The following is a 26,294-nucleotide window of genomic DNA, read 5'->3' on the forward strand; positions in this document are numbered from 1 at the left end:
CAACTTGCTAAAACCGTAGGCTGGATAACGCTCAACCGCTTTTTGCAGTTCAACAATCACTTCATGATCGTTATTCGCTTTAGTCTGGTATCGATCATGCCCCTTAATTTGAATCGCCACTGATTTCCTAGACGCCTTTTAGTTAGCTAGCTAAAAAACAGTGTTAATTTTATAACCGAACGGAAATCACTTTCAGTTGTGGTATTCACTTATTACCAAGATACTATAAAATTAATATAAACTTCTTTTAAATCGAAACTAATCACAACAACAGTTAACCTCATAAAATTCAAGAAATTAAATGCCATTACATATAACTTATAAAAAAGCACTAATTGATAACTACATATGGGTATTATTTAACGAAAGTAAAGCTATCGTTATTGATCCAGGAGAATCAAAAGAAATGATAAAATTTTTGAATGATAAAAATTTATCATTGGAGTGCATTATTCTAACTCATGGTCATGACGACCATATAAATGGGGTCGTTCACTTAAAACAAAAGTATCCTAACGCAATCTTATATGTACCAGATGAATTAAAGTTAGGTTTAGATGAGATCAAGGTTAGAGAAGGAGATGAGTTATTTTTAATTGAATCTACTTTTAAGATCATCGAACTACCTGGGCATAGTAACAATCATATAGGCATAATTTACAAAGATAATTTATTTTGTGGCGATGTGCTATTTTCTGCCGGATGTGGGAGAGTTTCAGATAATAAGTATATAGATATGCATTCATCATTAGAAAGAATAAAAATGATGGACGATAATACTAAGATATATTTCTCTCATGAATACACATTGGAAAACTTAATATTTGCCAATCAAATAGAACCAGAAAACAAGCATATTAAAAGATATATCGAAAAATTTAAAATAAGTCCAAGTTTAGTATCAGCACCTACTACATTACGTTTCGAAAAGAAAATAAACCCTTTTTTAAGACTATCTGAAAAAATAGGCAGGGACAATAATTTAAACAACTCATTAGATATTTTTATTTATCTTAGAAAACTAAAAGATAAATTTGTTTCAAAAAACTCGGAGAAATAAAATGAAATTGAACGGTATGAATTTAAAAACCATCTTATTTACAGTATATATATTATTAGCTTCTTGCAATGCTATTGCTTATGAAAATAAAGTCGATGTGTATGATTTAGTTTCTACTAACTCTCTCGTCCCAACACTGGACACTGTAAAGCTAATCACAGCCGATGGGAAATTAAATAAAGAACTCAAAGAATTCATGCTTAAAAAGCACGATAAAAAACAATTGAAAGGTAAAAAAATTGCCATATTAGCAACTGACGGTGTTGAAGAACTAGAAATTCTAGTCCCATTAAATTATTTACGTGAAATTGGAGCAGATGTTGTTGTTGTATCTCCTAGGAAAAAAAATTACCCCAATACATTAGGTTTAAAGTTTCCAGAAATCCGACGCACACACATTATGACCGTGAGACTAATGGAAAATTCTGGTTGGTTAAAAATAGACAAATATATTGACGAAGTTTCTCCTAGTGACTTTGATGGTCTAGTTTTACCTGGAGGAGCATGGAACCCAGACTTTCTTAGAACCGATATTGAAGCACAAGAACTTGTAAAGGGAATTATGAATGAAAATAAACCACTCGCAACTATATGTCACGGACCATTGGTTTTAATTAACTCAGATTTAGTTGAGGGAAGAAAAATGACTGGATATTGGGCAATCATGAAAGACTTAGAAAATGCCGGAGCTAAAGTTTATGACCAACCAGTTGTAATTGATGGAAATTTAATCACCAGTAGATTTCCTTATGATTTACCACGATTAATGATTTCATTTACTGACAAAGTAAAATAATTAAAAAGTAAAGAGTATAGCATTATACTCTTTACTTTTAGGAGGGCAATCAGATGTGTGAGTTATTTGTAAAGGGAAATCAAACTTTATGGTCAAGTGTAACACGCTCTTTAAGAATAGATGGTGTAGCAACATCTATTCGTTTAGAGAACTTCTTCTGGAACACATTGGAGGAAATATCTCACCGGGAGAATATGACTGTAAATAAAATGATAACAAAACTGTATTTCGAATCTTTGGATGCGGATTTAGATATAGGTAATTTTACATCTTTCCTTAGAGTTTGTTGCTCTAGATATTTATCACTAATTGCAGATGGTGAGTTAATAAGAGGTGATAACTTCCCTTTAGAACAAGTTAATTCAGAGCATATATTAATGAAAGAAGAAAACAATCTAAAGTTAAGAACATTTATCCCTATAAAGTCGTCATCTATTAACTAATCTATACAAATTAAGACTTGATCTGACAGTTACTCACTTTGAACTCGGCGCCTGTCAGATCATATCTGCACTAGATTTTTTCGACCATCGTCCTACGCCATTGATGCTCTTAGCATCAATGCGGTCGCATAGGCGACTTGCTTTTGTTTTTCGTCTGCATCGAGCTTAACGAATGCTTCAAAGCGTTCTTTTGAAGCATTAACTTCTAGCCATGAGAGATCGAAGGTTTCTTCGTGAGCTTCGATTCGTGCTAATGCTTGGTTCTCTGTGAAGTCACCTTGCTTAGGTTCGAGGTCAGTGCGGTTGATCGATACATCGAGCGGCATGCTCCCAAACGGAACGAATGCTCTAATACATAGCGAGAAATGCAAAGCATCGATAGCTAGGTTGCTGTTAAGCATTAAGGCATGTTTGGCCATGACAAGGCGATGCGCTTTTAAATCTTCTGACAGTGCATTCGAGTACTCTACAACAGGCGCGGACGTGCTTGTGTCTGCCGCTTTATCACCACTGGCACTCTGCGTATCCTGTTCGCCTTTGGTATTTTTCTTCGCCTGTTCCATTTGCAAGGCTTTCAATGCTTTACGCTCAGACTTCGCCACCAAGCCCTTAATCACATTGATTTCACCTTGGTAATCCAAGACAAGCACACACCCTGCGAGTGCTTTTTCCGCTTTCTTGTATTGACCTTTATTAACTTTTAACTCCAAGTAGCCTTTGGTTTCGTCAAAGGTGCGCTGCAAGACAATTTCAGTCCACTTCCATCCCTGAGAAATCAGCTTATCCGCTTCAACTTGAATTTTTTGAGTCGCGAGAGATTCAATCAAGGCTCTATCTTCGATATAGACTTTTCAGAAAACAAGTCAGACGTAACCAAGCCCCCTGCCCTTTCGTATTCTTCACGGCCTACGAACTTCACTAAATAGTGATTATCTTCGATTGCGCCTTCTTTGAGCATATTACTCACTTGGTTATCTTGATAGAACTTATTGTCTTTGATGCGCTCCCAGACATCAGCTTGACGTTCTGGGGTCGCAGACGTAAACAGCATGACTCTTTCAAGCGCAATCTCGCCCTCTTTGTACGCTTCAAGTACAGCAGGAACGACCGCAGCCAGTTTCATGCGTTGATGAATATAAAGCTTGGTTTTACCAAAACGCTGTGCCACGGCTTCAATGGTTGCGCCCTCTTTTACCATCTTAGAAAATGCCTCAAATTCATCGACAGGGTGCATGGCTGCACGTGTAAAGTTCTCTGTCAGAGAAATTTCATTTGCATAAGCTTTGGCTTCCTCATCATTCAGTACTTTCACCGCAACCATACTGTCATTGGGAAGCTGACCGGATTCAATCAACGCATTCAAAGCCGTTAATCGACGTCCCCCACTGACGATAGGGCATAACCCTGCTTCATCAATCAGCAGTGCTACAAGGTTTTGAATCAGGCCATGAGCCAAAATAGACGCTTGTAGAGACTGGTCGTCTTCTTTTGATGCTTTGCTTTTACGCACGACACCACTAAGGATGAAATCGGGAGCATTTGAATAGAGTTATCATTTTGTGCAGTTGCCTGAGAGTCCAATGTCGATACGTTGGTCGTTGATTGCTGCATAGAGTGAGTTTGTTTCGAGGTAAGAGCGTTATAAGTGTTCTCCGTTCGTTGTTTAGTATCACTTCGCTTGTCATTCATCTCTGACTCCTTATGACGCTAGGCGGATATTGAAGCTGAACCCAACGCAACGATAAGTATCACCTTGCTTTTTAAAACGCAGTCCAGGGAAGACAGAGCCAAAACAGCTATACGCAATCACTTCTCTACTATTTGCCCTAATGTGCCAATCTCCAGTCGAAGAAATGGCATTAAGTTCAGGAAGTAACCCAACGACTTCATGATGCTGAAAGGTGCGCTTAGCGAGGTAGGGAAGGCGAGTTTTTAACATTTCATCCAAGCGTTGTTTTTTAAGGTTCGCCACGTCTTTTTTCTGCAAAGGACTTTGACCACGACTGAACATTTTTAAGTGTTGAAGGCGCTCTAAATGGCTTATGGATTTCGCCTCAACCTTGGTGCTCTTTTCGACGTAAGAAACACCACGCAAAGCCTTTAATTGACGATGAGCAGATAGCAACGTCAACGAACAAGAGATATCATTTTTTGGTGAGCTTTCGTGCTCCAACGACGAGACGTTGGTCGCTGAGTTCGATTTAGAGAGAGTTGGGGTTGAGTGTCGTTGTGCCATAAGGAGTTTCCTTTTGTTTGAGTATCACTTTTATGGAGCCGCTTGGCTGTCCCATTCCTCAAGCAGGGTTCTTCTTTGCAAGGGCGCGCAGCGGCTTCGCCCTACCTTGCAAAGAGGGTTCTGGGTGAGGAGGGTTTACAGCCTGCGAGCGCCATCAAATGATGCGATTTGAAAGGAAAATCGGCACATAAGACATCGAGCCCTTACTCGAACTTAAGCGAAGTCAGTGAAAGATTTTTACGTGAGGAGGCACGACGAACGGCATGAGGTACGAGGAGCAGCTACGCAGTAGCAAAAGCGTTGGGTGATTGTCTAAGGAACTTAGAGCCATGTTTAGCTTGCTCGATGGACATGGCTCAAGTTATCGAGGGAGGAGCGTAGCGACGGAATGCCGCCCAACGGTATGAACCGACCAAAGCGATGTGCCGCGCAGGGAGAACGCCAATAATAATGCTTGCATGCAAAACTGCTATATGACACTAAATTTAAACGGACATAACTTCTAAGCTGTTTCTGCCCCAAAGCTTGTTACGATTGCATTTATGTCTACGACAGTTGTCCTTTTTCTAGCCCTGTTCATAGATACAGACACAGTATAAATTGAATGCATAAACAATTAAGTAACTAGTAGTCGTATAAATTGAATCTCTTTGTGTGCAGCCACCAAAGAAAATGACTATATTTCATTGAGTTAAACCTGTGCCTCTCATATCCTCTTTAGTAAAAAGCAACTGTAAGGTATGAGATAGAGGATCTCGGAGTCGTATAGATAGCGTTAGCTTACAGGCAGAAGTTGGGAGCACATCGAGGCAAGTAAGCTACTGGAGCAGTAGCTTACGAATGTTATTTCTTACTTTTTAGATGACTTGCTAGGTTTTAGCCCAGGAGTATTTCCGGGAGTGTTTTTATTATCACGTCTACGTTGGTCTGGTTTACCCGTTGATTTAGCAATTGGTTTTGGACCTGGTTTCAAAGCCATAATGATAATCCTCACTTGTATGAGAGCAAATTGCTCATATGTAAATATATCCATCACTGTTCATTAAAACAGTGATCTATGATCTATTTCCATAGTTTTTGCATGGTTATTGTTGATCCATAACCATACTGCCACGTTAGCATGTGCGTACGTCTTAGGTTTGTAAGCTAACAATAAATTTAAGAGTGATTCACAACGCTTGGCGCTTTCACGTCAAGCTAGTTTAGTATTTATGGCACAATGTTTAGCTAAGGTGTCAGCATTATTTACATATATGGTCTCCCCCAGTTTTGCAAGTCAGCAGTATGATTAAAAGCGCAGGTTAACTACCATATATACGGCCTGTTTTAACGGCTATTGCCTTGGCCAAGATGCGGCAGTCGAACACGAAGTCCTAATCACCTTATCGACTTTAAAAGCCAGTGTGAGCACAAGGTTTCCAACGTGTAGGATTTATCCTATTATCATCTCACTACATACTTTGCAAAGGGTTGGTGGTGCATGGTGTTTAAGTTTTTACTTAGGCAGCATAGTTCTCATACTCCGTTTGATTGTGTAACAGTGACCAGATGATTCGCGCATTCTTAGCTGCCAATGCGACAACAGCGCGATTCATACCCCTTCGCTCTAATATGCCTCGACACCATTGGCGAAGCCTGTCTTGCTTATCTCCTAAGTTGGCAATGACGGTTCTTGCCCCGTGGACTAAAAGCGTGTAGAGGTATTTGTCACCATGCTTGGTAATTCGACCTAACCTTGGTTTATCCACAGTTGTGTATTGCTTAGGAACCAGACCAAGCCAGGCTGAGAAGTCTCGACTCTTGTCGAACTGAGCGCCATTACCAATTTATGCCAAAAATCGCAGTAGCAGTTTGAGGTCCAATGCCACGAACTTTCATGATGCGTTGTACATTATCACTGATCTTTGCGAGGGCTTCGAATGCCTGCTGAGTATCTGCGATACGCTGATTGAGAGCGTTGAGATGCAGATAAGCATCATGCAGCACAACTCTTGCTAGTTGAGGCAGTTCATTGCTGGCGTCTTCAAGCATGAGTGGAACTTGCTTAATTAGAGCTTAGCGCCCGACAGGGATGACAAGACCAAACTCGGATAGTAGTGCACGGATGCGATTCATGATGCCTGTGCTCTCACGAACCCAGTGTTCTTGCATGCGGTGTATCGATAGTATGGCTTGTTGCTCGGGAGACTTTATCGGGACGAAGCGAGTCGAAGGACGTTGAACGGCTTCGTAGATAGCGACAGCATCATTGAGGTCATTCTTTCCTTTGGTCCGACAAGGGGAAACATATTTGGCAGCTATGACGTGAGTTCGTGACCAAGTTTGTTGAGAGTTCTTGCCCAGTAATGCGCTCCACCGCACGCTTCTAAGCCTATGCACATATGAGGAAGGTTTGATATGGTAGTGAGCAATTTAGAGCGGCTAACCGACTTGTGCATAACGACTTTACCTTGTACGTCAACGACATGAACACTAAAGGTAATTTTAGCTAAGTCGATACCGCCAAAATAAGAATAATCAGACATGGTGCCTCCGGTTTAAACAATGACCACATGAGTGTGGCAGACCCTCGTGATGGGGAATCCATGCCATTCGTTATGTTTTAGTTTGAGTTCAGAGGTAATATGAAAGTAAGCTTTAATTGGTGTGACTTAAAAAAAATAGGTGACACTAAGTTTGTAAATTCAATGTATGTATGGATTTTTGTTGTTCCCTTGTTGGTTAAAGCTTTTGAATACGTTGAGGATGAGAAGTTGGTTTTTCAGATATTTCAACAACCAGTGCCAATAAGTACGACTCTTCCTTTTTCTTGGGCGATGTTTTACTTTAGTGCATTGTGTTTAGCCTTGGGTAATCTAGTATATTTGATCAAGTGTCCCAAAATAATAAAAGAACATCCTACGTATCATAGCTATCTCAATGAGGGCAAGAAACTCAAACAACTAGAACAATATTGTGAAGACATATCCTTTGACTGGGGAAAATTGGAAAATAGTATTGAAAATAAGCGACAACAGATTCTTCACGCTAAGCGAGATTTCCTCAATATAGCCAGCCATACAGCTGACCAATACCAAGAAATTGACGCCGAAGACCCTATACATTATTTTTGGCCAGTTCATGAATTTGCTGATAGGAAATTTACACCATATAGGTATGTATGTTTGTGTTTGTTTTTTGTTGGCTTTGCTCTATTTGGTATAGTTAGTATCCAAAATTTCATGGCCGTAATTGGTTTTTTGGTAGCTAAAACATAAGCAATTTAAGAGGGATTCACAACGCTTGGCACTTTTGCTTCTACTTCAGTTTTAGTGTTTATGGCACAATGCTTGAGGGTTGGGTGGAGGCGTTGTTTACCTATATAGTCTTCCCCAGTTTTCCAAGTCAGCAGTATGGTTAAAAGCGCAGGTTAACTACCATATATACTGCCTGTTTTAACGGCTATTGCCTTGGACAAGATGAGGCAGTCGAATATCACCTTATCGACTTTAAAAGCCAGTGTGAGCACAAGGTTTTCAACGTGTAGGGTTTATCCTGTTATTCATCTCACTACGTACTTTGCAAAGAGTTGGTGGTGCATGGTGTTTATGCTGGTTGATATTCTTCGTTTTTGGCGATGACAGCCCAAGTGATCCGCATGAGTTTGTTTGCGAGAGCATCGTGTCCTAATTTGTTGAAGGTTATTGCCCAATAATGTGCACCGCCACACGCTTCGAGTCCTATACGCATGGGCGGCATATTTGCTATTGTAGTCAGTAATTTAGCTCGAGTATCCGATTTATGAAGTGGCACTTTACATTGTGAGTCAACGACATGAATACTGAAGTGGTTTTTAGCTAAATCGATACCGCCAAAATAAGAATAATCAGACATGGTGCCTCCGGTATTAATAATTACCACGTAAGTGTGGCAGATCCTCGAGAGGGGGAATCCATGTCATTCGTTAAAAGTAAAATTATAGGTTCTTCGAATAATGTCAGATCAATTAGAACAGTGCTTACTAGATTATTATGACTATCATCATTCCATACTGCTACCTACGCTCTATGAAATTGATGAAAAAGTGTCTAGTAATACCCTGAAGTTACACCAAGCAATTGGCTTTAATATGGTGATTGCTCATGCTCTTGATTACATGCTCGCAATACAAAAAGAGCGTACAGATGAGCAAGTGACTCGAAAATCGATTATGCAAAAGCTTGATATTGGCTATCACATTGAAGGTGGCAGGTTTACCAATAACAAGTTTCAGCTAATTGATGCAGTAAACAACTCCATGAAACATATCACTCTTGCTCCAAGTCGATACAAAAAACTTATAGATGAATATGGTCATATGAGTTTTCGACTCCTGGTTGAAGATGCTGGTGTGGTTTATATGAAAACTGAACGTTATCAGTTTGATTATGGTCGTATTGTACTACGAAGTATTTCAAAAATTCTTGGATTCTCATACGACGAACCAGACGTTATTTTGAGTACGATTGATGGCGAAGATGGCTATATCGATGCTTATGATCCTTACTTGGATTCTTCAGACCCTGCAACTGCAATTGATCGAATGATTGAGTATTGTAACCCGACTTGCTTTGACTGTGGTGAAGGTGAAAATGAATGTACGTGTGAAGAGTTTAGGTATGGTGATGTTTCGGGGGAATTCAGTCCGGATATTGATCATGAATTTGACGTAGAATCAACGATGGCTGAAATAGGGTCAAGCTGGAAATAGCCACACTCTAGGTCTAGTGTGTTTTACTTTTAACAAACGTATAAGGTTTAAGATACTTTCTCTATTCTAAACGAAACGTTTTTGTCCAAGGACGTTTCAGCGCAATGCAGGCTAGCAAAACTGTCTGAGGTGACTGTCAGACTTTATGTTGACCAATAACACCTGAAAGGAGGTCAACATGAGAAAGCTATCTTCAGGAAAATGTAGTGACATAAAAAGGCCATTGAAGCTAGAAGGAGTCTAGCGAATCAGAACTCAACTTGAGATTGAAAATGACTTAATGCAGTTTGTATTACTAAACTTAGCCATTGATAGCAAGTTGAAAGCGAGTAATTTACTAAAGCTGCACGTATACGATATTTCTTCGCAAGAGTAATCTATGAAAGGGTTCAATGCATCCAGCAAAAAACGGGCACCGATTTACACTATGAGATTACTCCGGGAACCCAGCAAAGTATTAGTCGATGGCTCTACCCTGCCCCCTGTTACCGTCGATGTAAAAATGACCCACTAGCGCCGATTAAAAATTGACCCGCATGAGGCAAACTATCCGTTCGTTATCAGGGACTGGGCTGTCAAACTTGGGTTGAATGCAGACTATTGTGGGACTCATTCCATTCGTCGCACCAAAACTACTCTGATCTATGCCAGAACAAAAACATTAGGGCGGTATAGATTTTACTGGGGTATTCGAAGCTAGATAACACTATTCGTTACCTTGGCGTTGAACTGGAAGGCGCTCTGAGTCTCTCAGAGCAAACGGATTGCTTGAAGTACTGATACAGGCTTTTCTTTACCTTTGAAAAGCCTGTGCCACATTTCGTTTTCGCCAAAAGACGGTAGTCATAACAAATGGTGATAAGTTTCGTCCAAAATTTACCATGGGTTCGACTAGAAGACAAAATGTTAATCAACTTAACTGACTAACATTGAGTTCATTGAGCGCTCTTTATAATTAAGCAGAGAGTTCATCGTAGAAAGTGATTTGTGGCTCTTGCACCAGCACACCCTCTAATTTGTCTAGCAGCTTGATGAAATGAGGTTGCTTACAGTGCTCATCGAAAGCATTTTGGTCGACAAATTGCTCTTGAAACATAAATAGTGCTGGGTTGCTTTTGTCTTTAAATAAGAAATAACCTTCGCAGCCAGCTTCTTCTCGGGTAGGGGTTAGCATCGCAACCAGCAGAGACTCGAGAGCCTGCTCTTGCCCAGTTTTAGCATGAAATACCGCTGTTAAATTAATCATTGTGTTTACTCGCTCTGTCATAGGTATCGTCCTTGACGTTGTAGAAACTCGATCTTGTGTCCATCAGGATCGGTAATAAAAAAGAATGTCGCTAGGGGGATTTGATTGTGAACGAGCGTTTTGATTTCGGAAGCCTCGATATTTAATGAGGTCATTCGCTGATGAGCTTGCTCAATATCCTCGACACTAACGGCTATGTGCCCATTACCATGAGGGTACTGCTCGGATTGGTTATGGTTATAAGTCAGCTCTAGTTCAAAGCTTGTTTGAGGGTTGGCTAGGTAAGTTAAAGTAAAATCATCAAAAACATATTGGTCTTTGATGTCGAGCACCAGTGCTGCACGGTAGAAATTGATGGATTCGGTAAGGTTGCTAACTCTTACCATAGTGTGGATAAGTTTCGTCATATCTGCCTCTTATTCAGTTGAGACCTAGAATAAGGGAAAGGAATGAAGTATTGGTAGTAACAGAGTACGACAGTTAAATTAATTAGCTACTTGAGATAAGCTGTCGTTTGACTATGCCCATTACTTCGTTAGACTGGCGTAGATAAATTAAACAAGCACAACGCAACAATGAGGTGAAATTGCTAATTTCTCCGTTGTGTCCCAAAGCTTCGTTGTAGATTACACTGATAAAATGGGGCAGTTTCATTTGTTGTTGCTCAGAGATTTCGTCAAGAATTTGCCAGAAGCTCGCTTCCAATTTGATGCTGGTAGCATGGCCACCTATTCGGATAGAGCGAGCAATGAATTGGTAATCTTCTTTAGGTTGCTTAGAAAATATGTTGCACATAATAATCTGCCAATATATGAGAAAGCGATCGTTCTTGTCTTTTCACTTGTGCTAAGTCAATCGTTGAGTAGTAAAATATAAAGCTCTCGAAGAGTGTATGAGAGTTCTATTCTTGCAGGACTGAACTCTTGGTTAAGCAACTTTTGCCATACCTAACATAATTCATTAATTGCTAAATTGGCAATCCCGCTAACACGTTTATGCACCGAAACGTTTTAGCGGAATTATTCCTCTTAAAATGCTGAGCTTCATTTTTCCTCAGAAAATGTTATCTGGAATGCGTTCGCAAATTGATCATAGGTTACAGCCCATTTGGTCAGTTGATGTCGCGCCAATACATGGGCAGTTACACCGATGGCAACACTGGATTGGTTCACCTTGATGCAAAACCTGGGCGAAGTGGTCCAAGATACCGCGACCACACTCAATAATAGCTTGCCCATGGCAGCAACAAAAAGCCCTAGCTGATGTAGTGAGCTAGGGCTTTCTTTTGACTAAAAAGTTTTAATAAGAGGAATAAACACCGCTAGTATCATCTCACTAAAGGTAAGATGGGTTGAACAATGCATCAAAGTGATTTTCTATCTGAATTAAATACAATTTTTAAGAATTCTAAGCACAGCCATAACAAAGAGTATGATTACGCTTATGCGATTAAAGAGCTAATCTCAAAGCCAGCTTTAGAGCTTTCATATCAGCAGAAGTCTATAGCAGAAGCACTGATTCACATACTTAGCTATAAGATTGTTTCTGGGAAAATGAAGCTAGAATTTTCTGACATTTGGTCTGTCAAAGAAATTGGCATAGACGACCTTCAGCTTATAAAAGACTGGATCACTCAACTAGATTCACATTGGTTAGTAGCACGATACTACGATGTATTGTGGTCCACTTTTGGCAACAGAATAGAACATAATATTGAGTGCGCTATCAATGCCTATCAACACTTTCCAATCGAATATATGTTAGGTGATTTAGCATACTGGCAAAGAGCAATTTACCTATCTAAGGCTGCTAAACGAAAAAGAAACAAAGATAATCTAGTTAGAACATTGGCAGAGACAGCGCTAGTTGAAGACTGTACCTATGCTATTACAAAACTGCTTTTACAACTCGGTGAAATCGAGCCCTATGCTCAAGAACTATCAAAGTGCCTAGCTAACAAGGCTATCGAAAAAAAGGGACACTACCTAGCAGAGTCCTATTTAAAGCTAGCCTTAGAGGTGAAAGAAAAACATCCGAAAATCGAATTATCTAGGGAAGCTATCATTGATTTATTATGTGACAGCTTGCAATTTCGTGCCGCAGAGGATGAAAATAGCGGACAGTTTCAAGTGTCGGCTCAAAGATACAGAGAAGCGATTGTTCTTCTTCGTGGTTTGAATAACCAATACAAAAAGAAAAATGATGTGCAGACCAGAATTCAATTGATTGAAGCTCGATTGGTTCACCTACGTGAAGCTATTCAAAATCAGGCTCGAATGAGTGCAGTCGCAATTGAGATGGATCTTTCTCCTTACTTGGAAATTGTAAGCGAAACCGTCAAAGGACAGTCATTAGATGAATTAATCCAGTTCCCAGAAATGGAATACAGTCATCTTCTAAAGATCAACAAGGCTCGCGAATCACAAGGATTGTTTAGTCGCCTCTTCATAGGTTCCCATGTTTATAGTGATGTTGACGGTAGACAGTTGGGGCGATTTGCTACAGGTTCAGACAAAGCCAAGCGTGTTGAATGCTTCAAAACATTTGAAAGAAGTGCCCATTGTACCGCAGCAGGTTTCATTATTCCTGCGCTCAGAAAGCTTCGCGAAAACCTAAAACTTGATCTGGAATATTTTGAGAATGTTGTTCTAGATTGTGTACTGGTTCCAGAAGACCAAAAGAATATTATGTCAAAAGCGCTTTATCACGGTTACAACATGGATTTTCATAGTGCATTGATGATGTTGTGCCCTATGGTTGAAGCGATTCTGAGAAATGTACTAAAAAGAGCGGAAATCCCAACAGTCACAATAAATGAAACATCTGAATCAGAAAAGAGTATGACGTTGCTTTTGGATATAGCGTCTAACCACGGGATACTCAATCGAGAAACAGTCTTTAAGGCTGAAGCTCTATTTACTGACCCACTAGGGTTTAACTTCAGAAACAAAGTCGCTCACGGTTTGATTGATGATTATTCTGGTAATAGCTATGGGTCTGTATATGTTTGGTGGGTTTGCTTAAAGTGGGTATACATTTATAGGGCAATCCAATAACCAACATTAATCTTATGCTACCCGATAAACTGTAATCTGGCATTCAAACCACAACTTGGATGCCAGATATAGTCATCAAAACTCACCTTCTTGCTACCTGACCTAATCTGAAAAAAGGTACTTTCGTGAAAACGAAACTCATTTATGTCCAGAGGCTTCATAGACTTGAAGTTTTACTCGTGGCACTTTGTCAAAAAATGCCACCTAGCTCAGATCTGCCCCAGACCTTCTTTAACGCAAGAATTGACCAGCCAGTACTGCAATAGATCAAACTAATCTAATCCGTACTTTGGGCACTTATACGAAAGTTTACTGTAATTCTACCCTGGGACTCTTTGTCGATTCACATAACAGTTTGATACCTATTGAGTTTCACAGTGAATTTAAGCACCATAGACGAAATGCAAATATAGAATAATTCCGTCTACAAAGCGTTAAATTTCACGAGGTATCAATTGATTTCGCAAGATATAAAAATAAAAGAATATACATCTGCAAGCGTTATCGGGAAATCCACCAGAACTTCTCGAAGAAAAATTGCTGATAGTTCACAAAATCATACAGCCCTCAAAGTGAATTTTCTAAAGTTCTCTACTGCGATGGTTAAAGCGAATACAACGAGTAGTACAAGTGTTTTGTCTCAGGCTTATGACATAATGCTGAATGCATTGACGCTATTTGGTTTACTCGACTTAAAACCATCCTCTATCTGCTTGAAAGACGGCTTTAGAGATAAGTATCGAGACTTTTCTAAGAGTGGTAGAACGGGAGAGTTAGGTCAGGCAATAAATTATATTTTTGCTCAAGAAAAACTTGGGTATAAGTTTGTCTTTGATTTTGATGAGTTTTTAAAATCACAGTCTATCCTACCCCAAGTTAATGGCGGTAAGCCAGACTATGTAATGTTAGGAAAACCAGGTAAAAATGTATCGGTGTTAGAATCTAAAGGAAGCTCTACACAAGTTGAGTTAACTAGACCTGAGCTTCGCGCTAAACTCCAGGGTGCTATGGATAACCAGTGCTCGTCTGGCGTAAGTTATTTGCGAGGTAATGGTGTTCTAGTTTCGAATTCATATGCTTCCGTTGTTGAACTTTCTGAGTCATCAGAAAAGAGACATAGTGTCATTCATTTTGCAGATCCAGAATATGATGAGTTTCAGGAGCAAGATTACTCCAAGCCAATTAAAAACTATTATCTACGTTGGCTAGAGTTCCTTTTTGAACACGAAGGTGATAGTGCTTTCTGCTTCGAGTATCATAAGTTTGTGCAAGATTTCGATGTTTTAGAAATTTCTGGTGAAAAGTATCATGTCCAGAAGCGAGTTTACCGCAACCGATATTTGAGTGTTCCAGTGCGCTATGGTATTTCAAGTAAAGTTATCGAGCTTTTTAGAGCTAATAACTACAAAGATATCTATTCTCTAAAAACAGCCACAAAGTCATTAGAAAATGTTGAGATTTTTTCAGATGGTACAATCGCTATCAGAGAAGATAAAATTTAACAAATCAATTAAGTCGGATTCCATACGCGTGCCGACTCGCTTGTACTCAAACATAGCACGCATATGTCACCGATTATTGCGGCGTGAGTTGTTTGGGGGCTAAATGGAAATATCAAAGAACAAAAAGAAGCAAATTAGAGCGTTAGTGGAAAAGTGCAAATCCAAGCAAGGAGAATATCTCCCAGCGCATCACGGTTCTGGAAGTTGGGCGACTACTTACTCGACCGAGTTCATAAATAGTGCTTGCGAATTGTATATTCTATTCCAAGAACTTGAGCTTGGTGATCCTTTATATTTACTCTCCATCAAATTTCGAACCGCGGGCATCCGTTCGTGTCGAGGAGCCGAGTTTCAAGTAGATCGAGTTGAGTATTTATATACGACTCATCTTCGTCACCGCATTGAAGAAATGCGCACAAAGCATAAAAAGAAACCAGTTCACAATAAAGTTTCTTGCCCATATTGCACCAAAATGGTAGTTGATCTTACCCAACATGTAAGTCAGTCGCATCCTGAGTCGTGGAACCACTTTTTCGTTCAAAAGAGCGTAGATCTAAAAGGTAAAACTAGATGTTTTTCATGTGGTTTATTCCTGAAAACAATTGAGGGACACAAGGAAAAATGCTTACGAACACTTGAAGTTCGCAACTAACAAACGACTAAGGTTTCAAGATACTTTTTCTAATTTGAACGAAGTACTTCAGAGCTACTCCTTCAGCTCCAAATTAACGTTAAGAGCGCCTCATTATGTATTACATAGGTAATACATAATGGCTTTAATTCATTTTGTCGATCAGTTTGATTAACTCTTCATCATCGATATTGCTTCGATACAGAACCAAAGCTCGAAACAATTTAGCGGCGGATACGCTTCGCTCAGTCAACGCCTGTAAATCGTAAACCCAGTCGCCTATTGCTTGTTTATCGCAAAGAGACATTCTCAACGTCAATGGAGGAACTTTATATGACGTAGTCACCTTTTTCTTAACGGTGGTAATCCCATTAGACTTACCTGAATCTTGTTTTTGGGAATTTGAGATCGCAGTAATAGAACCGCGTTTTTTTAACTTACTCATATGTATTACCTATGTATTACACTTTTCGATAATAATTGACGCGAGTTTACGATAGTCATTATTAACAAGAGAACCCGCTTTGTAAAAACGCACTGGTGCGGAAACAGCATTGGCTTGACCAACATGTTCTGAACGACGAATGGATACCGACAACACTTTATCTTGTGCAACCTCTAGCTCTTCTTCAATAAATTCATTGATGATGGAGTTTCTCTGATCAACCTCATTTCTCAAAATCAAATAGTTTGCGTCATCATCTTTTATCTCAGAAACTGCTTCAAGAAGAGGGCTAATACCATCTAGAGAGAACGCACCGGAGTCAATTGGAATCAAAATCAGATCGGATGCTTGGATCGCGTTGAGAGTTGTTAGAGCAAGGTTTGGTGGGGTATCTAAAAGAATAAAATCGTAAATATCAACCAACTTACTTAATTGCTTCTCAAGAATACGCTCTCGATTAATCTTTGTTATTGACGTTTCGATAATCCGAGACAACTGGAAGTCAGCTGGAACAATGTCTAGGTTTCTAATTGGATAACCGTCAAGCAATGCTGGTCGAACTAAATCAACGATCGACACAACCTTAGGTTTGTCAAACATCGCAGCAATAGTGTCTTCAAACTTGAAATTGCGTTGCCCTGTTAAAGTCTTAGAGCAGTTTCCTTGAGGGTCAAGATCTATAATTAACACCTTTTTTCTTCGCGTTAATTCAGCAGCTAAATTGACTAGGGTTGTGGTTTTCCCTACCCCACCTTTTTGATTTGCGGCACTAATAACGTTAGTTTTCATAACAAACACCAAGATGTATTACATATGTAATACACAAAAAAGTTATAGAAAGTTCCCCTCGAAAGGGTCACTTGCACATCGGGCTATTTGCCCAGTTCAGCAGAAGACCCTGTGTAGGGTCTCAAGCTAAGATTTTAAGAGCTATAGAAGCGATGACTCTTTAACATCAATAGAATCAGCACCAATAAAGCTGTATCACTTTTGAGTAAACTTCTAGAGCCTTCTTTCACCGCTTCTAGTGCAAAGTTAGGCTCACCAATTGCGAGCCTAAATTCTTAAAGCCACGTAACGAGGCCTACTATCTCTATGCTGAGTTCTCTTGAGATTGTATTAATTTAGGGCTATTGACGGTCTCTTGACTCGCATCGTTCTGATACTCCGTAAGCACCAAGCTCATCAGGTAAATACCGATTTCAGCACGACCTGTAGTTTTTGTTTCCACGGCAACAGAATCAATAATAAAACTCATCACTTCAACTAGGTGGTTGTCTTGTAAAGATGACATATACCTCTCCAATTAACGTTTGAATTTACCAATAGATACCGTTTTATGACTACGTGGTTGCGCAGAACATCACAACCTTGTGGTTACTACTACTTTTATTCAAGGAAATGACAACTTAGACAAGGTGCTTTTTTGCTTCATCACATAACCCACTAAGTACGGCTCAACAGGAGCAGATATCTGATGTACAGCATCATTAACATGCTGAATCGGCCCGTTTCGTTCGCTCATAGCAAGTGCAGACCTAACTCGTTCAAGTAAATAAACATAACGACTGATTGTCTGACGACACAGGCGAGCCATACGAGCAACGCTACCAATCGTAAGTGGTAGGTTGCTCCGCAGTAGACGTTGACAGGCGTGGACAATACGACGAGCTGTATTCGTTCGGCGTATCCGGTGTGTCCGCCTTGCCGCTCTTCGCTGCCTTTCATGCAAACTCAAGCTCCTATCAAGTTTCATCACGCCGCGCTGACAGTCTGCTCTGGCAAAATACTTATCCCAAGTCCAACGCGATACGCTTTTCACTAGTGCCTGAACTTCACTACTTGGCAACGGAGGACTCTCCGGCATAGCGCTTACATTTTTGTAGCGCGCAAACCCCTCGATCCGAGCTTTAAAATCGATATAACATCCCAGCTCTCTTGCCTTACCAACAATGCTGTAAGCGTATTGGCGGGTGTGTTCAAACAGTGTGCAATTTCGGGAGTAGGAAGTATCATGTGCTTTTCGTTGCCATAAATGCTCTGTCTCAAGTTCAAGGGAATCTGCAAGCTCACCAAGCTCGTAAACACTTCGGTGGAGTTCGGTCGTCATCCAGTCAGCATGAAAAGGCGTTTTGGCCACTGGACCGCTGTAGCTCACATCAGCCTCTAGCCTTAATGCAAGTGCTCGATAAATAGCTTGGTAATAAGCGATGGGTTTGGCGTTGGCGTTATCACTGGTGCAAACAGGCACAATGGCATAAAAAAGATGGGCTTTGTTGCTGGTACGATCGCGCACAATCAAGTTCGGCGGTGGGAGCCCTTCATCTTGCCAGATGTAGGGATTTGGCAAGGCACGGTGTTCATGATCAATATCGAACACCATCCAAGCTTTCATCTCTTTACGATTGACTTGCATGTATGGCCACTTTACAGCGTAGTCACGTGGCCTAACGAGCACAGCGGTTTTATTATCGCTACATCTCGAAAAATAAGGCGCTTCCTCAATCAAGCGAGTTTTCAACGAATGCGATGAGGCTATTATATGAGCCTGGCCTGAACGAATCATCGTCATAATAAGGTCAACACAATTAACTTCTTAGTGCGCCCAAAAGCGCAAGGCCAAACACTACTTTCATCGTGGTGAATATAATCACGCTAGATGAGTTGCGTTTAATTAGCTCTCTCGATCGAACATTAATAACAATGCCCTCTTTAGCTTCATTTTCTATGACTAACTTGAGAAAATGGGGGCATTCTTGAGCTGCCTTATAATTTAAGGCCTCAAATACTTGATGGTTCACAGGGTTTACCTTGTCTAGCCCCCTCCCAAATTAGGAGGAGCCATTGGCACAAATCAGGCTAATGTATAAAACTTAAAGCCAACGTTTTCTGATCTTGTCTATTTGCTTTTCAACGCCAAGTAAACGTATCCGAAGTCTCACTTGCCCCAACACATGAAGAGTGTTGTGTAACTGGTGAATTAGGCTCTGCTGCTCTTCTAATAAAGGAGAGAGTTGACACCGATAGAGCTCATGTCGAATTTGCCTGATATTTTTAAGTCCTCTGGGCATGGTTTATGGCAATGAACAACGGACATCGCACCTCCAAATTGATACACGCTTATCCTGCCCTGACGACAGATTCAATCTCCATGCATGGAGAGACGTCTTGATTGAGTTTTTCTAGGCTATTGATGATCAAAACATGGTTACTGATACTGGCTTGTGCCGTTTGAACAATCTTATGTTTCATCGTTCGACTTAATTCTTGCTTACCAACACAATCAAGTGCCATACGAGACAACTCACCAGAATAAATGGCGTTATCTATTGCCCGTCGCAACAAAGTCGCTTCAGTTTTGTCAGGAGGAATAAGAGCTGTGACTACACCCAGTCCTATAAGTAACGCGTTCACAATGGAATGATTCCCACTTATCTTTGAGATCGTAATGAGTTCAGTACAGCTGAGAACATGGGGTTGCTCGGGGTTGAGTTTATTGCGAAGCATCGTCGCGCTCATGCCAAGACGCTCTGCTATCCGAGCCATGTTTTCCGTTCTCGCAAAAGCACAACACGCTTCGTTGAATGCCTTTTGTTTAGAACCAAGAAAGTCGCACTTTAAGTCAATGTCGTTCATAGCGAATACTCAGTTGAAGAAAAACGGTAATCTCATACCAAAGAAGGTTTATCCACCACGGACAACATTCTTTGGTTGGAATAAAGGAAGATAAGTGCATGAAGACCTATCCCATTCGTTGCAACGTTTCTCTTGTTGCCATTTCAAGTAACTCGACCATATTGATTAAAGGAGTTTCTTTGGCTTTGGCTTTCTCTTTAATAGGTAAGCGACCGTCTGAAACCCAATCCATGATGGTACGTTTGGGCATACCAGAGAACTGGGAATATTGGTCGTAAGTCATATACGGGGTATTTAGGACTACTTGATATGAAAGCATAGTGGTATCCTGTTAAGTTATTGATTGTATTTATTCGGGTGATAGAGTTGCAGCTCGCCGCCCAATTTCATTTGGAATTATTGATCGCATATGGAACCATGTCAATTCCCAATTCGCCCACCTGCATATGTTGGGGGAAAGGAAGTTATCGAAAGATTGATGCAAGCCACAAATACTAGCTCAAATCAGGCACTGGCTGATGCATTTGACTTATCAAAGTCCACTGTAGGCACATGGCGCCACAGAAATTTAGTTCCTTACGAAATTGTAATTCGATTTCATTTGGAAACAGGGATATCAATAAGATGGCTAACACTTGGTCAAGGTGAGCCTTATGAGAGCGCGTCTGAGTACACCCACGTCTCAAAAAAGAACGAAACCAAACAAATTTTTGATGCGGATTGTTTTCGCATTGAAGATGGACAATTGGTGAATCAAGGAACCTTGGCTTTGGACAAGGCATTCCTGAACGAGCTCGATGTAATCAACGTGATGGCCATTAAAGATGGTCAGAGCACATTCCTAGTGAACAAAGAATCCCGCCAAGCAGTAAGCGGCACATACTTAGTCGATATGGACGGATTACTCTCTCTAAACGAAATCCAGCGCCTGCCAGGTAAGAAGCTAGCAATTAGCTTTAATGGCTCAACGATTACGGTTGAGGAAGGCGATGTGAAGGTTGTTGGGCGTGTGGCTTTGGTGATGGCGAAGAAGTGAAACTAATGGACTTGAAGAATATCGATGAATTAGAGGTCAACGACTTACAAGGAAAGAGATTCATACTTCCTGATGGAAACCCAAATAGCATAGCGAATACAAAACCCATTAATATCATTATTGGTGCAAACAACTCTGGGAAAAGTCGCCTTCTTAGAACGCTTTTTTCCTCAGCGTTTATGGAGTTCAACGATAAGAACGGAAATATTCAAGCTACGTTAAAAAAACTAGGCCCTGCCAAGAATGATTCAGGCTTTTCTAAGAAAGCGACGAATGCTTATACTACAGGCTTATACTCATATTTAATCGGCAACATATCTTCGATTTTCGACTCCAATCTTTACAATGAAATTTTCAACGTTATTGAAAGCATACTGCATCAAGAAAAACAATTCGTCGATCATCAAGAAGTAATAGATATAGCTATAAGTCTGCTCGGTGACGAACTCTGGCACAAAATTGAAAGTTTCAAACCTAACGAAGACTTCAACATACATAATGTGTCAAAGGAATATATTCCGATTCTGCGAGGTCTTCGGACATTAGTACCAAATAGAGATGTATATTTAGAGCGAACGCGAGAAGATTACTTTAAAGACAAAACCTCTGATTCAAAGCTTAATATTTTTACAGGTCACACATTATATGAAGATATGGTGTATGCACTATTGGGCACTGAAGATGACCAAGCAAATGTGAGAGGCTACCAAGATTATCTTTCAGCACATTTCTTTGAGGGTCAACGTGTAAATATCATCCCTCGTAAAGACAGAGATGATAAACAATCAAAGAAAGAAAACAATGTCGTCCATATCAAAATCGGGGATGAGTCTCAGCGTCCGATCTATGAGCTCGGCGATGGCATCCAAGCTATGATTGCACTGACTGTTCGCCCTTTTTTGGAAACAAAGCCGACTATCTTCTTTATCGAAGAACCCGAACAAAACCTTCATGCCGGTATGCAGCGCGCGCTGATTGAAGCATTTAGAGCGTGTCAAAAGCATATGTTCTTCTTTACTACTCAATCAAACCACTTTGTTGACCTCACATTAGAATCTGACGACATAAATCTAATCAGTGTTAAGAAAAAAGTCGATGACGATGGTAAAGCAACTTCGATCGTTCAAAGCCAAGCCAACAACAACGAGATACTCAAAGAGCTTGGCGTACTTGCCTCTTCAGTACTTCTGGCCAATTGCTCAATTTGGGTTGAAGGCGTCACTGATAAACGTTATCTACAAGTTTATCTAGAGAAATACTTATATGAACTCGACACATTTGGTAACTCAGAGGATGGTACAGCAGAACAACGAGCAGAAGCCAAAGCCCGTGTAGCAAAACTAAGCACCTACAATGAAAATCTTCATTATGTTTTTGTTGAATATCAGGGCGCTAACATCACCCACTGGGCCTTTTCAGACAATGTTGATCCTGACAAAACATCTCAAACTCCTGCGAATAAGCTGAACAAGGACATTTTTTTGCTTGCTGATGCAGATATAGAGACTAAAGGCTCTAGAGTAGATGATTTAGTAGAAGCTCTAGGTCCGCGCTTCTTCCTATTGGAACGGAAAGAAATTGAAAACTATATCCCTCAAAATATCATATTAAAAACTGCTGAGGTCCAGTGGGATACGTTTAATGGTAAGCATGACAGTAAATTGTCTTTTGATGGGCTAGAAGACAATGCATTCGATAGTGAAGACATAGGTATTGGTGCGACCCTAGAGAACTGTGTAACTCGTGATGATCAAGTAAAGTCAGAACGCTTTTTTTATCGTAAAGGAAAACCTACTAAGCTCGAAGGCAGAGGAAAAAACCGCAGAGAAGTAGACTCTCCAAGCTCAGGTAGCACAATCAAAGAGAAAACTGATTTCTGTGAATTGGCAGTCAAAATAATGAAAGGCAAAGATGAAGAGAACCAAGTTGATTGGCAACTAACACCTGAGCTTAATGGTCTGTGCAACAAAATTTGGTCGTTTATTGAAGAATGTAATTCATAAGGACGGTTGAAACGAAAGGTTCGAGTATGCCTGGAACACCTCCCGGCTTCAAAGCTTGAGTTGTCAACGACACATTTTTACGCAAAAGGTTTTATTCAAATTGAGCCCAATTGATAAATTCGTAGATCACGGTTTTACTGCCTCATCAAAGGGTCTGCTTACCCTATTTCTGGTTGGCTTAATCAAACATCTATTAGGTGTAAAATTCGTTGGAACAGAAATTTCTATACCTTGGTTTCCTAAAATCAATTTAGAACACTTGGAAAGGCTAAGTTATCTCTACTGGGGATTAGTGATATACGCGATATGCCGTTATATTCTTGCCAATAGTCAACTAATCAAAGAGATTCTACAAGGTGGTCTTGCCTGGGGTCTACAGAACACATTCTGGGGTAAGCAATTCGTTTATAAATTCCTACTTGATAAAGATACTTACTACACTATTTCGCAAGGTAACAATAGTGTTTATAACGTTATCAAAATAGAAACTTATGAAGACCCTGATACCGTCACTGAAGTTTTTAAACTGTGCTACGACATCAACAACACAATGCGGCATGTTGAGGTCGCTATGCACCCTGCATTCAGTACTACAAGAAAGTATCTTTCAGACCAAGAGTTGAACGATAAGCATTGGGGATTGAGTATATATCGAGGCCCAGATATTATTCCAGAAGATGACTATATATATTACCACGGACACAAGACTAGCTTTAGAGTACGCAGAGAGTTAGAGCTACTCATGCTCTACTCTACTTTCTTGAATATGACTAGAGACTTAAGAACTCTAGATTTACTGTTCCCTTTGATTGCGCTAGTCGGATTGGCGATAGCGACGTTTGCGTAGTGTCAGATCTAGAGCTTAAAGGGAAGCTTAAAGGGACACACACTTCAGGCTTCGAGGAGTAGGCTTTCCACTGTAAACTTCCCCATGATGCCCTCAACGATCTGACACCATGGGAATATTTAATGAAGAATGAACAAGCCGAAACCTCTAATTATGGGCGCAACTAATTAGGGGAGGTTTACACTGCGCTTAACACCCTAGCGCAGTTTGCGATTTCGGTTCCAGCATCATTGGAACTAACGTCAGACCTTAAGCGATACACTTCCCACATGTTCGTTTTTCAACATTCAAACATTGCCTGATATCGAGCGACCTATTAACCTGTGTAAAAAATACAGCACTGGTGTGTTTTATTTATGTCTATCCGCAACTTAAAAGATGGGTCGAAAAAACCCTGGTTCTGCGAGTGTTACCTCAATGGCCGTAAGGGCAAGAGAGTTAGAAAGCGATTCGCGACTAAAGGCGAAGCCGCCGCTTTTGAGCGCTTTGTAACAAGAGAGATAGAAGACAAGCCCTGGGAAGGCGATAAACCCGACCACCGTAGACTTACTCAACTTATCGAGATTTGGTTTACACGCTACGGCGTCACACTGGCTAATGGTGCTGTGGTGTATAGCAAACTACTCAAGATGTCAGATACTATGGGTAATCCAGTTGCTCCCCTTCTCAATGCCAAGTTGTATTCAGAATTTCGTAGTCAGCGTATGCATGGCCAGATTAGTTTTGTCGACGACAGGTGGCAAAAAGCCGCACCGAGTATCGCGACACTCAACTCAGAACTCGCCAGATTTAAAGCCGTATTCAGTAAACTTAAGGAACTAGGTGAATGGAAGCTGCCCAATCCTGTAGAAGAAGTAAAACCATTTAAAGATCACGAACGCAACATGGCTTTCTTACACAAAGAACAGATATCCCTGTTGCTTCAACTAGTTGCACAACACAATCGCAAGGATATGCTCAAGATTGTGAAACTTTGCCTGGCCACCGGAGCACGTTGGAATGAGGCAGCGCAACTTAACGGCTCTCAGCTCACTAAATACAAAGTCACCTATACCAACACAAAAACTAAGAAGAATCGCTCTGTGCCTATCTCTGAAGAGCTATATAACGAGATCCATAAGCCAACTGCTGGCAAGTTGTTTGAAGAGTGCTACACGCCCTTCTGCTACATTCTGAAGAATAAACTTGGCATTACTCTCCCCTCGGGCCAGGCTTCACACGTTCTTCGCCATTCTTTCGCCAGCCACTTTATGATGAATGGTGGCAACATTCTTGTACTGAGAGACATTCTAGGCCATGCCGATATCAGCATGACGATGCGTTATGCACACTTCGCACCCGATCACCTTTCAGAAGCAATCACTCATAATCCAATCACTAATCTGTAGTCTGTCGCCACAAAAATAAATTCTCTGTCGCCACTTTGTCGCCACTTGGTGATTTTTAGACAAAAAAAGAGCCGCAAAAAGCGGCTCTTATTAGTTCGAATTTTCCGAAGTGATCGATTACTTCTCTTTACCGAATACGTTGTTCTCTTGCTCTTGTACGCGGATGAAGGTAGTACGCTTCGTTAGCTCTTTAAGCTTTGCTGCGCCTACGTAGGTACAGGTTGAACGTACGCCGCCAAGGATGTCTGAGATAGTACCGTGAACGCTACCGCGGTATGGCAATAGTACGGTTTTTCCTTCAGCTGCGCGGTACTTAGCAACACCACCTGAGTGCTTGTCCATCGCTGACTGAGAAGACATGCCGTAGAATTTCATGAAGGTTTCACCATCTTTCTCTATGATTTCACCGCCTGACTCTTCATGACCTGCAAGCATACCGCCTAGCATAACGAAATCTGCGCCGCCGCCGAATGCTTTCGCCACATCACCCGCACATGAACAGCCACCGTCACCGATGATCATACCGCCAAGGCCGTGCGCCGCATCACCACACTCAATGATTGCTGAAAGTTGTGGGTAGCCAACACCCGTTTTCACGCGTGTTGTACATACTGAACCCGGGCCGATACCCACTTTCACAATGTCCGCACCAGCAAGAATCAACTCTTCACACATATCACCTGTAACAACGTTACCAGCAGAGATCACTTTGTTTGGGAATGCCGCACGTACTCTTTCTACGTACTCAACTAAATGCTCTGAGTAACCATTCGCGATGTCGATACAGATGAAGATAAGTTCTTCTGAAAGCGCCATGATCTCTTTTGTTTTCTCGAAATCAGCATCAGAAGTACCAGTAGAAACAAACACATTGTTTAGTGTTTTTTGGTCCGCAGATTCTACAAACTCAGCCCACTGTTCTACTGAGTAGTGTTTATGAACGGCAGTCATAACACCGTGTTCAGCGAGCGCCTTTGCCATTTCGAAGCTACCTACCGAGTCCATATTGGCAGCAATGACTGGAGTACCAGACCATTGACGACCGCTATGCTTGAATGTAAACTCACGGGTTAACTCAACTTGAGAACGACTTTTAAGAGTAGAACGCTTCGGGCGGAATAGTACATCTTTAAAGCCTAACTTAAGTTCTTGTTCGATACGCATGATAAATTTTCCTGTAAGCAAATTTACGTGTCGTGCGTTTTCGGTAAACGTTGGCAGACGTTTTACTGAGTTTCGG

At 40.8% G+C, this 26,294-nt stretch carries 26 protein-coding genes and 4 pseudogenes; 14 read left to right on the plus strand and 16 right to left on the minus strand.

Annotated features, from left to right (window positions below; genetic code table 11):
- Positions 1–301: 301 nt before the first annotated feature.
- Genes gloB through ACQEXP_RS05070 form a run of 3 tightly spaced genes read left to right on the plus strand, consistent with a single transcriptional unit; the run spans position 302 to position 2,299 of the window.
- Positions 302–1,060: a hydroxyacylglutathione hydrolase gene (gloB, locus tag ACQEXP_RS05060; RefSeq protein ID WP_426968570.1), complete on the plus strand. Its 759-nt coding sequence runs from the start codon at positions 302–304 to the stop codon at positions 1,058–1,060.
- Between the two features lies 1 nt (position 1,061).
- Positions 1,062–1,856: a type 1 glutamine amidotransferase domain-containing protein gene (locus ACQEXP_RS05065; RefSeq protein ID WP_426968572.1), complete on the plus strand. Its 795-nt coding sequence runs from the start codon at positions 1,062–1,064 to the stop codon at positions 1,854–1,856.
- Between the two features lie 53 nt (positions 1,857–1,909).
- Positions 1,910–2,299 carry a ribbon-helix-helix domain-containing protein gene (locus ACQEXP_RS05070; protein WP_237302249.1) on the plus strand — a complete coding sequence of 130 codons (390 nt, stop codon included), beginning with the start codon at positions 1,910–1,912 and terminating at the stop codon, positions 2,297–2,299.
- 92 nt (positions 2,300–2,391) lie between these two features.
- Here the strand turns inward: ACQEXP_RS05070 and ACQEXP_RS05075 are convergent, their stop codons facing one another.
- From ACQEXP_RS05075 to ACQEXP_RS05090, 4 genes and pseudogenes are all read right to left on the minus strand, one after another.
- Positions 2,392–3,126 (minus strand): hypothetical protein, encoded by a 735-nt coding sequence (locus ACQEXP_RS05075; protein WP_426968574.1) that lies wholly within the window; start codon positions 3,124–3,126, stop codon positions 2,392–2,394.
- Positions 3,123–3,809, minus strand: a complete 687-nt coding sequence (locus ACQEXP_RS05080; RefSeq protein ID WP_426968576.1) for a ParB/RepB/Spo0J family partition protein — start codon at positions 3,807–3,809, stop codon at positions 3,123–3,125. Before ACQEXP_RS05080 ends, ACQEXP_RS05075 begins: the two co-directional genes overlap by 4 nt.
- 189 nt (positions 3,810–3,998) lie before the next feature.
- Positions 3,999–4,535 (minus strand): hypothetical protein, encoded by a 537-nt coding sequence (locus ACQEXP_RS05085; RefSeq protein ID WP_426968578.1) that lies wholly within the window; start codon positions 4,533–4,535, stop codon positions 3,999–4,001.
- Positions 4,536–6,034: 1,499 nt separating this feature from the next.
- Positions 6,035–7,060 (minus strand): annotated as a pseudogene (locus tag ACQEXP_RS05090) (IS110 family transposase).
- Positions 7,061–7,159: 99 nt separating this feature from the next.
- On the opposite strand from ACQEXP_RS05090, the gene ACQEXP_RS05095 reads away from it, so the two are divergent.
- Positions 7,160–7,792, plus strand: coding sequence for a hypothetical protein (locus ACQEXP_RS05095; RefSeq protein ID WP_426968580.1), 633 nt, complete (start codon positions 7,160–7,162; stop codon positions 7,790–7,792).
- Positions 7,793–8,153: 361 nt separating this feature from the next.
- Here ACQEXP_RS05095 and ACQEXP_RS05100 read toward each other — a convergent pair.
- A pseudogene (locus ACQEXP_RS05100) lies at positions 8,154–8,408 on the minus strand (IS110 family transposase); the annotation flags it as partial.
- A gap of 100 nt (positions 8,409–8,508) precedes the next feature.
- On the opposite strand from ACQEXP_RS05100, the gene ACQEXP_RS05105 reads away from it, so the two are divergent.
- The 3 genes and pseudogenes from ACQEXP_RS05105 to ACQEXP_RS05115 all read left to right on the plus strand — a co-directional run.
- Entirely contained in the window at positions 8,509–9,264 is a 756-nt protein-coding gene (locus tag ACQEXP_RS05105; RefSeq protein WP_426968582.1) for a hypothetical protein, read from the plus strand.
- 178 nt (positions 9,265–9,442) lie between these two features.
- Positions 9,443–9,739: pseudogene (locus ACQEXP_RS05110) on the plus strand (integrase); the annotation flags it as partial.
- Between the two features lie 78 nt (positions 9,740–9,817).
- Positions 9,818–10,044 (plus strand): annotated as a pseudogene (locus ACQEXP_RS05115) (integrase); the annotation flags it as partial.
- A 175-nt stretch (positions 10,045–10,219) separates the two neighbouring features.
- Here ACQEXP_RS05115 and ACQEXP_RS05120 read toward each other — a convergent pair.
- The 3 genes from ACQEXP_RS05120 to ACQEXP_RS05130 all read right to left on the minus strand — a co-directional run bounded on the left by ACQEXP_RS05120 (position 10,220) and on the right by ACQEXP_RS05130 (position 11,305).
- Positions 10,220–10,510, minus strand: coding sequence for a putative quinol monooxygenase (locus ACQEXP_RS05120; protein WP_426968583.1), 291 nt, complete (start codon positions 10,508–10,510; stop codon positions 10,220–10,222).
- Positions 10,511–10,527: 17 nt separating this feature from the next.
- Positions 10,528–10,917, minus strand: a complete 390-nt coding sequence (locus ACQEXP_RS05125) for a VOC family protein (protein ID WP_426968584.1) — start codon at positions 10,915–10,917, stop codon at positions 10,528–10,530.
- A gap of 82 nt (positions 10,918–10,999) precedes the next feature.
- Positions 11,000–11,305, minus strand: a complete 306-nt coding sequence (locus ACQEXP_RS05130) for a ribbon-helix-helix domain-containing protein (RefSeq protein ID WP_426968586.1) — start codon at positions 11,303–11,305, stop codon at positions 11,000–11,002.
- 290 nt (positions 11,306–11,595) lie between these two features.
- Between ACQEXP_RS05130 and ACQEXP_RS05135 the strand changes: the two genes are divergently transcribed.
- From ACQEXP_RS05135 to ACQEXP_RS05145, 3 genes are all read left to right on the plus strand, one after another.
- Positions 11,596–11,736: a hypothetical protein gene (locus tag ACQEXP_RS05135; RefSeq protein WP_426968588.1), complete on the plus strand. Its 141-nt coding sequence runs from the start codon at positions 11,596–11,598 to the stop codon at positions 11,734–11,736.
- 132 nt (positions 11,737–11,868) lie between these two features.
- Positions 11,869–13,566: a DUF4209 domain-containing protein gene (locus ACQEXP_RS05140; protein ID WP_426968590.1), complete on the plus strand. Its 1,698-nt coding sequence runs from the start codon at positions 11,869–11,871 to the stop codon at positions 13,564–13,566.
- Between the two features lie 455 nt (positions 13,567–14,021).
- A complete protein-coding gene (locus ACQEXP_RS05145; RefSeq protein WP_426968592.1) occupies positions 14,022–15,068 on the plus strand; it encodes a hypothetical protein in 1,047 nt (348 codons plus the stop codon).
- Between the two features lie 776 nt (positions 15,069–15,844).
- Here ACQEXP_RS05145 and ACQEXP_RS05150 read toward each other — a convergent pair.
- The 7 genes from ACQEXP_RS05150 to ACQEXP_RS05180 all read right to left on the minus strand — a co-directional run bounded on the left by ACQEXP_RS05150 (position 15,845) and on the right by ACQEXP_RS05180 (position 20,099).
- Positions 15,845–16,144, minus strand: coding sequence for a hypothetical protein (locus ACQEXP_RS05150; protein WP_272280369.1), 300 nt, complete (start codon positions 16,142–16,144; stop codon positions 15,845–15,847).
- A gap of 9 nt (positions 16,145–16,153) precedes the next feature.
- The gene (locus ACQEXP_RS05155) at positions 16,154–16,933 is read right to left on the minus strand and encodes a ParA family protein (protein WP_426968594.1); all 780 of its coding nucleotides are present in this window, start codon (positions 16,931–16,933) and stop codon (positions 16,154–16,156) included.
- Positions 16,934–17,237: 304 nt separating this feature from the next.
- Positions 17,238–17,438, minus strand: a complete 201-nt coding sequence (locus ACQEXP_RS05160) for a hypothetical protein (RefSeq protein ID WP_426968596.1) — start codon at positions 17,436–17,438, stop codon at positions 17,238–17,240.
- A 99-nt stretch (positions 17,439–17,537) separates the two neighbouring features.
- Positions 17,538–18,707, minus strand: a complete 1,170-nt coding sequence (locus tag ACQEXP_RS05165) for a replication initiation protein (RefSeq protein WP_426969046.1) — start codon at positions 18,705–18,707, stop codon at positions 17,538–17,540.
- A 25-nt stretch (positions 18,708–18,732) separates the two neighbouring features.
- Positions 18,733–18,945, minus strand: coding sequence for a hypothetical protein (locus ACQEXP_RS05170; RefSeq protein WP_426968597.1), 213 nt, complete (start codon positions 18,943–18,945; stop codon positions 18,733–18,735).
- Between the two features lie 319 nt (positions 18,946–19,264).
- Entirely contained in the window at positions 19,265–19,780 is a 516-nt protein-coding gene (locus ACQEXP_RS05175; protein ID WP_426968598.1) for a phage regulatory CII family protein, read from the minus strand.
- 106 nt (positions 19,781–19,886) lie between these two features.
- A complete protein-coding gene (locus tag ACQEXP_RS05180; RefSeq protein ID WP_043921157.1) occupies positions 19,887–20,099 on the minus strand; it encodes a hypothetical protein in 213 nt (70 codons plus the stop codon).
- A gap of 90 nt (positions 20,100–20,189) precedes the next feature.
- Between ACQEXP_RS05180 and ACQEXP_RS05185 the strand changes: the two genes are divergently transcribed.
- From ACQEXP_RS05185 to ACQEXP_RS05200, 4 genes are all read left to right on the plus strand, one after another.
- Positions 20,190–20,816, plus strand: a complete 627-nt coding sequence (locus ACQEXP_RS05185; RefSeq protein WP_426968600.1) for a phage repressor protein CI — start codon at positions 20,190–20,192, stop codon at positions 20,814–20,816.
- A 5-nt stretch (positions 20,817–20,821) separates the two neighbouring features.
- Positions 20,822–22,819, plus strand: a complete 1,998-nt coding sequence (locus ACQEXP_RS05190; RefSeq protein WP_426968602.1) for an AAA family ATPase — start codon at positions 20,822–20,824, stop codon at positions 22,817–22,819.
- Between the two features lie 100 nt (positions 22,820–22,919).
- Complete coding sequence (locus ACQEXP_RS05195) at positions 22,920–23,666, plus strand: hypothetical protein (protein WP_426968604.1); 747 nt, start codon at positions 22,920–22,922, stop codon at positions 23,664–23,666.
- 356 nt (positions 23,667–24,022) lie between these two features.
- The gene (locus tag ACQEXP_RS05200) at positions 24,023–25,054 is read left to right on the plus strand and encodes a phage integrase (protein WP_426968606.1); all 1,032 of its coding nucleotides are present in this window, start codon (positions 24,023–24,025) and stop codon (positions 25,052–25,054) included.
- 117 nt (positions 25,055–25,171) lie between these two features.
- On the opposite strand, the gene ACQEXP_RS05205 is transcribed toward ACQEXP_RS05200, so the two are convergent.
- A complete protein-coding gene (locus tag ACQEXP_RS05205; protein WP_138971115.1) occupies positions 25,172–26,218 on the minus strand; it encodes a GMP reductase in 1,047 nt (348 codons plus the stop codon).
- Between the last annotated feature and the right edge of the window lie 76 nt (positions 26,219–26,294).

The sequence above is a fragment of the Vibrio sp. TRT 1302 genome (genome assembly GCF_050113875.1).
In the GTDB taxonomy this organism is placed as follows: domain Bacteria; phylum Pseudomonadota; class Gammaproteobacteria; order Enterobacterales; family Vibrionaceae; genus Vibrio.

Bases quoted from the DNA above. Each gene is read 5' to 3' on its own strand.
- ACQEXP_RS05130 (WP_426968586.1), bottom strand. From the start codon at position 11,305: ATGTGCAACATATTTTCTAAGCAACCTAAAGAAGATTACCAATTCATT.
- ACQEXP_RS05190 (WP_426968602.1), top strand. From the start codon at position 20,822: ATGGACTTGAAGAATATCGATGAATTAGAGGTCAACGACTTACAAGGA.
- ACQEXP_RS05200 (WP_426968606.1), top strand. From the start codon at position 24,023: ATGTCTATCCGCAACTTAAAAGATGGGTCGAAAAAACCCTGGTTCTGC.
- ACQEXP_RS05175 (WP_426968598.1), bottom strand. From the start codon at position 19,780: ATGAACGACATTGACTTAAAGTGCGACTTTCTTGGTTCTAAACAAAAG.
- ACQEXP_RS05155 (WP_426968594.1), bottom strand. From the start codon at position 16,933: ATGAAAACTAACGTTATTAGTGCCGCAAATCAAAAAGGTGGGGTAGGG.
- ACQEXP_RS05125 (WP_426968584.1), bottom strand. From the start codon at position 10,917: ATGACGAAACTTATCCACACTATGGTAAGAGTTAGCAACCTTACCGAA.
- ACQEXP_RS05120 (WP_426968583.1), bottom strand. From the start codon at position 10,510: ATGATTAATTTAACAGCGGTATTTCATGCTAAAACTGGGCAAGAGCAG.
- ACQEXP_RS05070 (WP_237302249.1), top strand. From the start codon at position 1,910: ATGTGTGAGTTATTTGTAAAGGGAAATCAAACTTTATGGTCAAGTGTA.
- ACQEXP_RS05160 (WP_426968596.1), bottom strand. From the start codon at position 17,438: ATGTCATCTTTACAAGACAACCACCTAGTTGAAGTGATGAGTTTTATT.
- ACQEXP_RS05205 (WP_138971115.1), bottom strand. From the start codon at position 26,218: ATGCGTATCGAACAAGAACTTAAGTTAGGCTTTAAAGATGTACTATTC.
- gloB (WP_426968570.1), top strand. From the start codon at position 302: ATGCCATTACATATAACTTATAAAAAAGCACTAATTGATAACTACATA.
- ACQEXP_RS05095 (WP_426968580.1), top strand. From the start codon at position 7,160: ATGAAAGTAAGCTTTAATTGGTGTGACTTAAAAAAAATAGGTGACACT.
- ACQEXP_RS05085 (WP_426968578.1), bottom strand. From the start codon at position 4,535: ATGGCACAACGACACTCAACCCCAACTCTCTCTAAATCGAACTCAGCG.
- ACQEXP_RS05065 (WP_426968572.1), top strand. From the start codon at position 1,062: ATGAAATTGAACGGTATGAATTTAAAAACCATCTTATTTACAGTATAT.
- ACQEXP_RS05140 (WP_426968590.1), top strand. From the start codon at position 11,869: ATGCATCAAAGTGATTTTCTATCTGAATTAAATACAATTTTTAAGAAT.
- ACQEXP_RS05180 (WP_043921157.1), bottom strand. From the start codon at position 20,099: ATGCTTTCATATCAAGTAGTCCTAAATACCCCGTATATGACTTACGAC.
- ACQEXP_RS05150 (WP_272280369.1), bottom strand. From the start codon at position 16,144: ATGAGTAAGTTAAAAAAACGCGGTTCTATTACTGCGATCTCAAATTCC.
- ACQEXP_RS05185 (WP_426968600.1), top strand. From the start codon at position 20,190: ATGGAACCATGTCAATTCCCAATTCGCCCACCTGCATATGTTGGGGGA.
- ACQEXP_RS05105 (WP_426968582.1), top strand. From the start codon at position 8,509: ATGTCAGATCAATTAGAACAGTGCTTACTAGATTATTATGACTATCAT.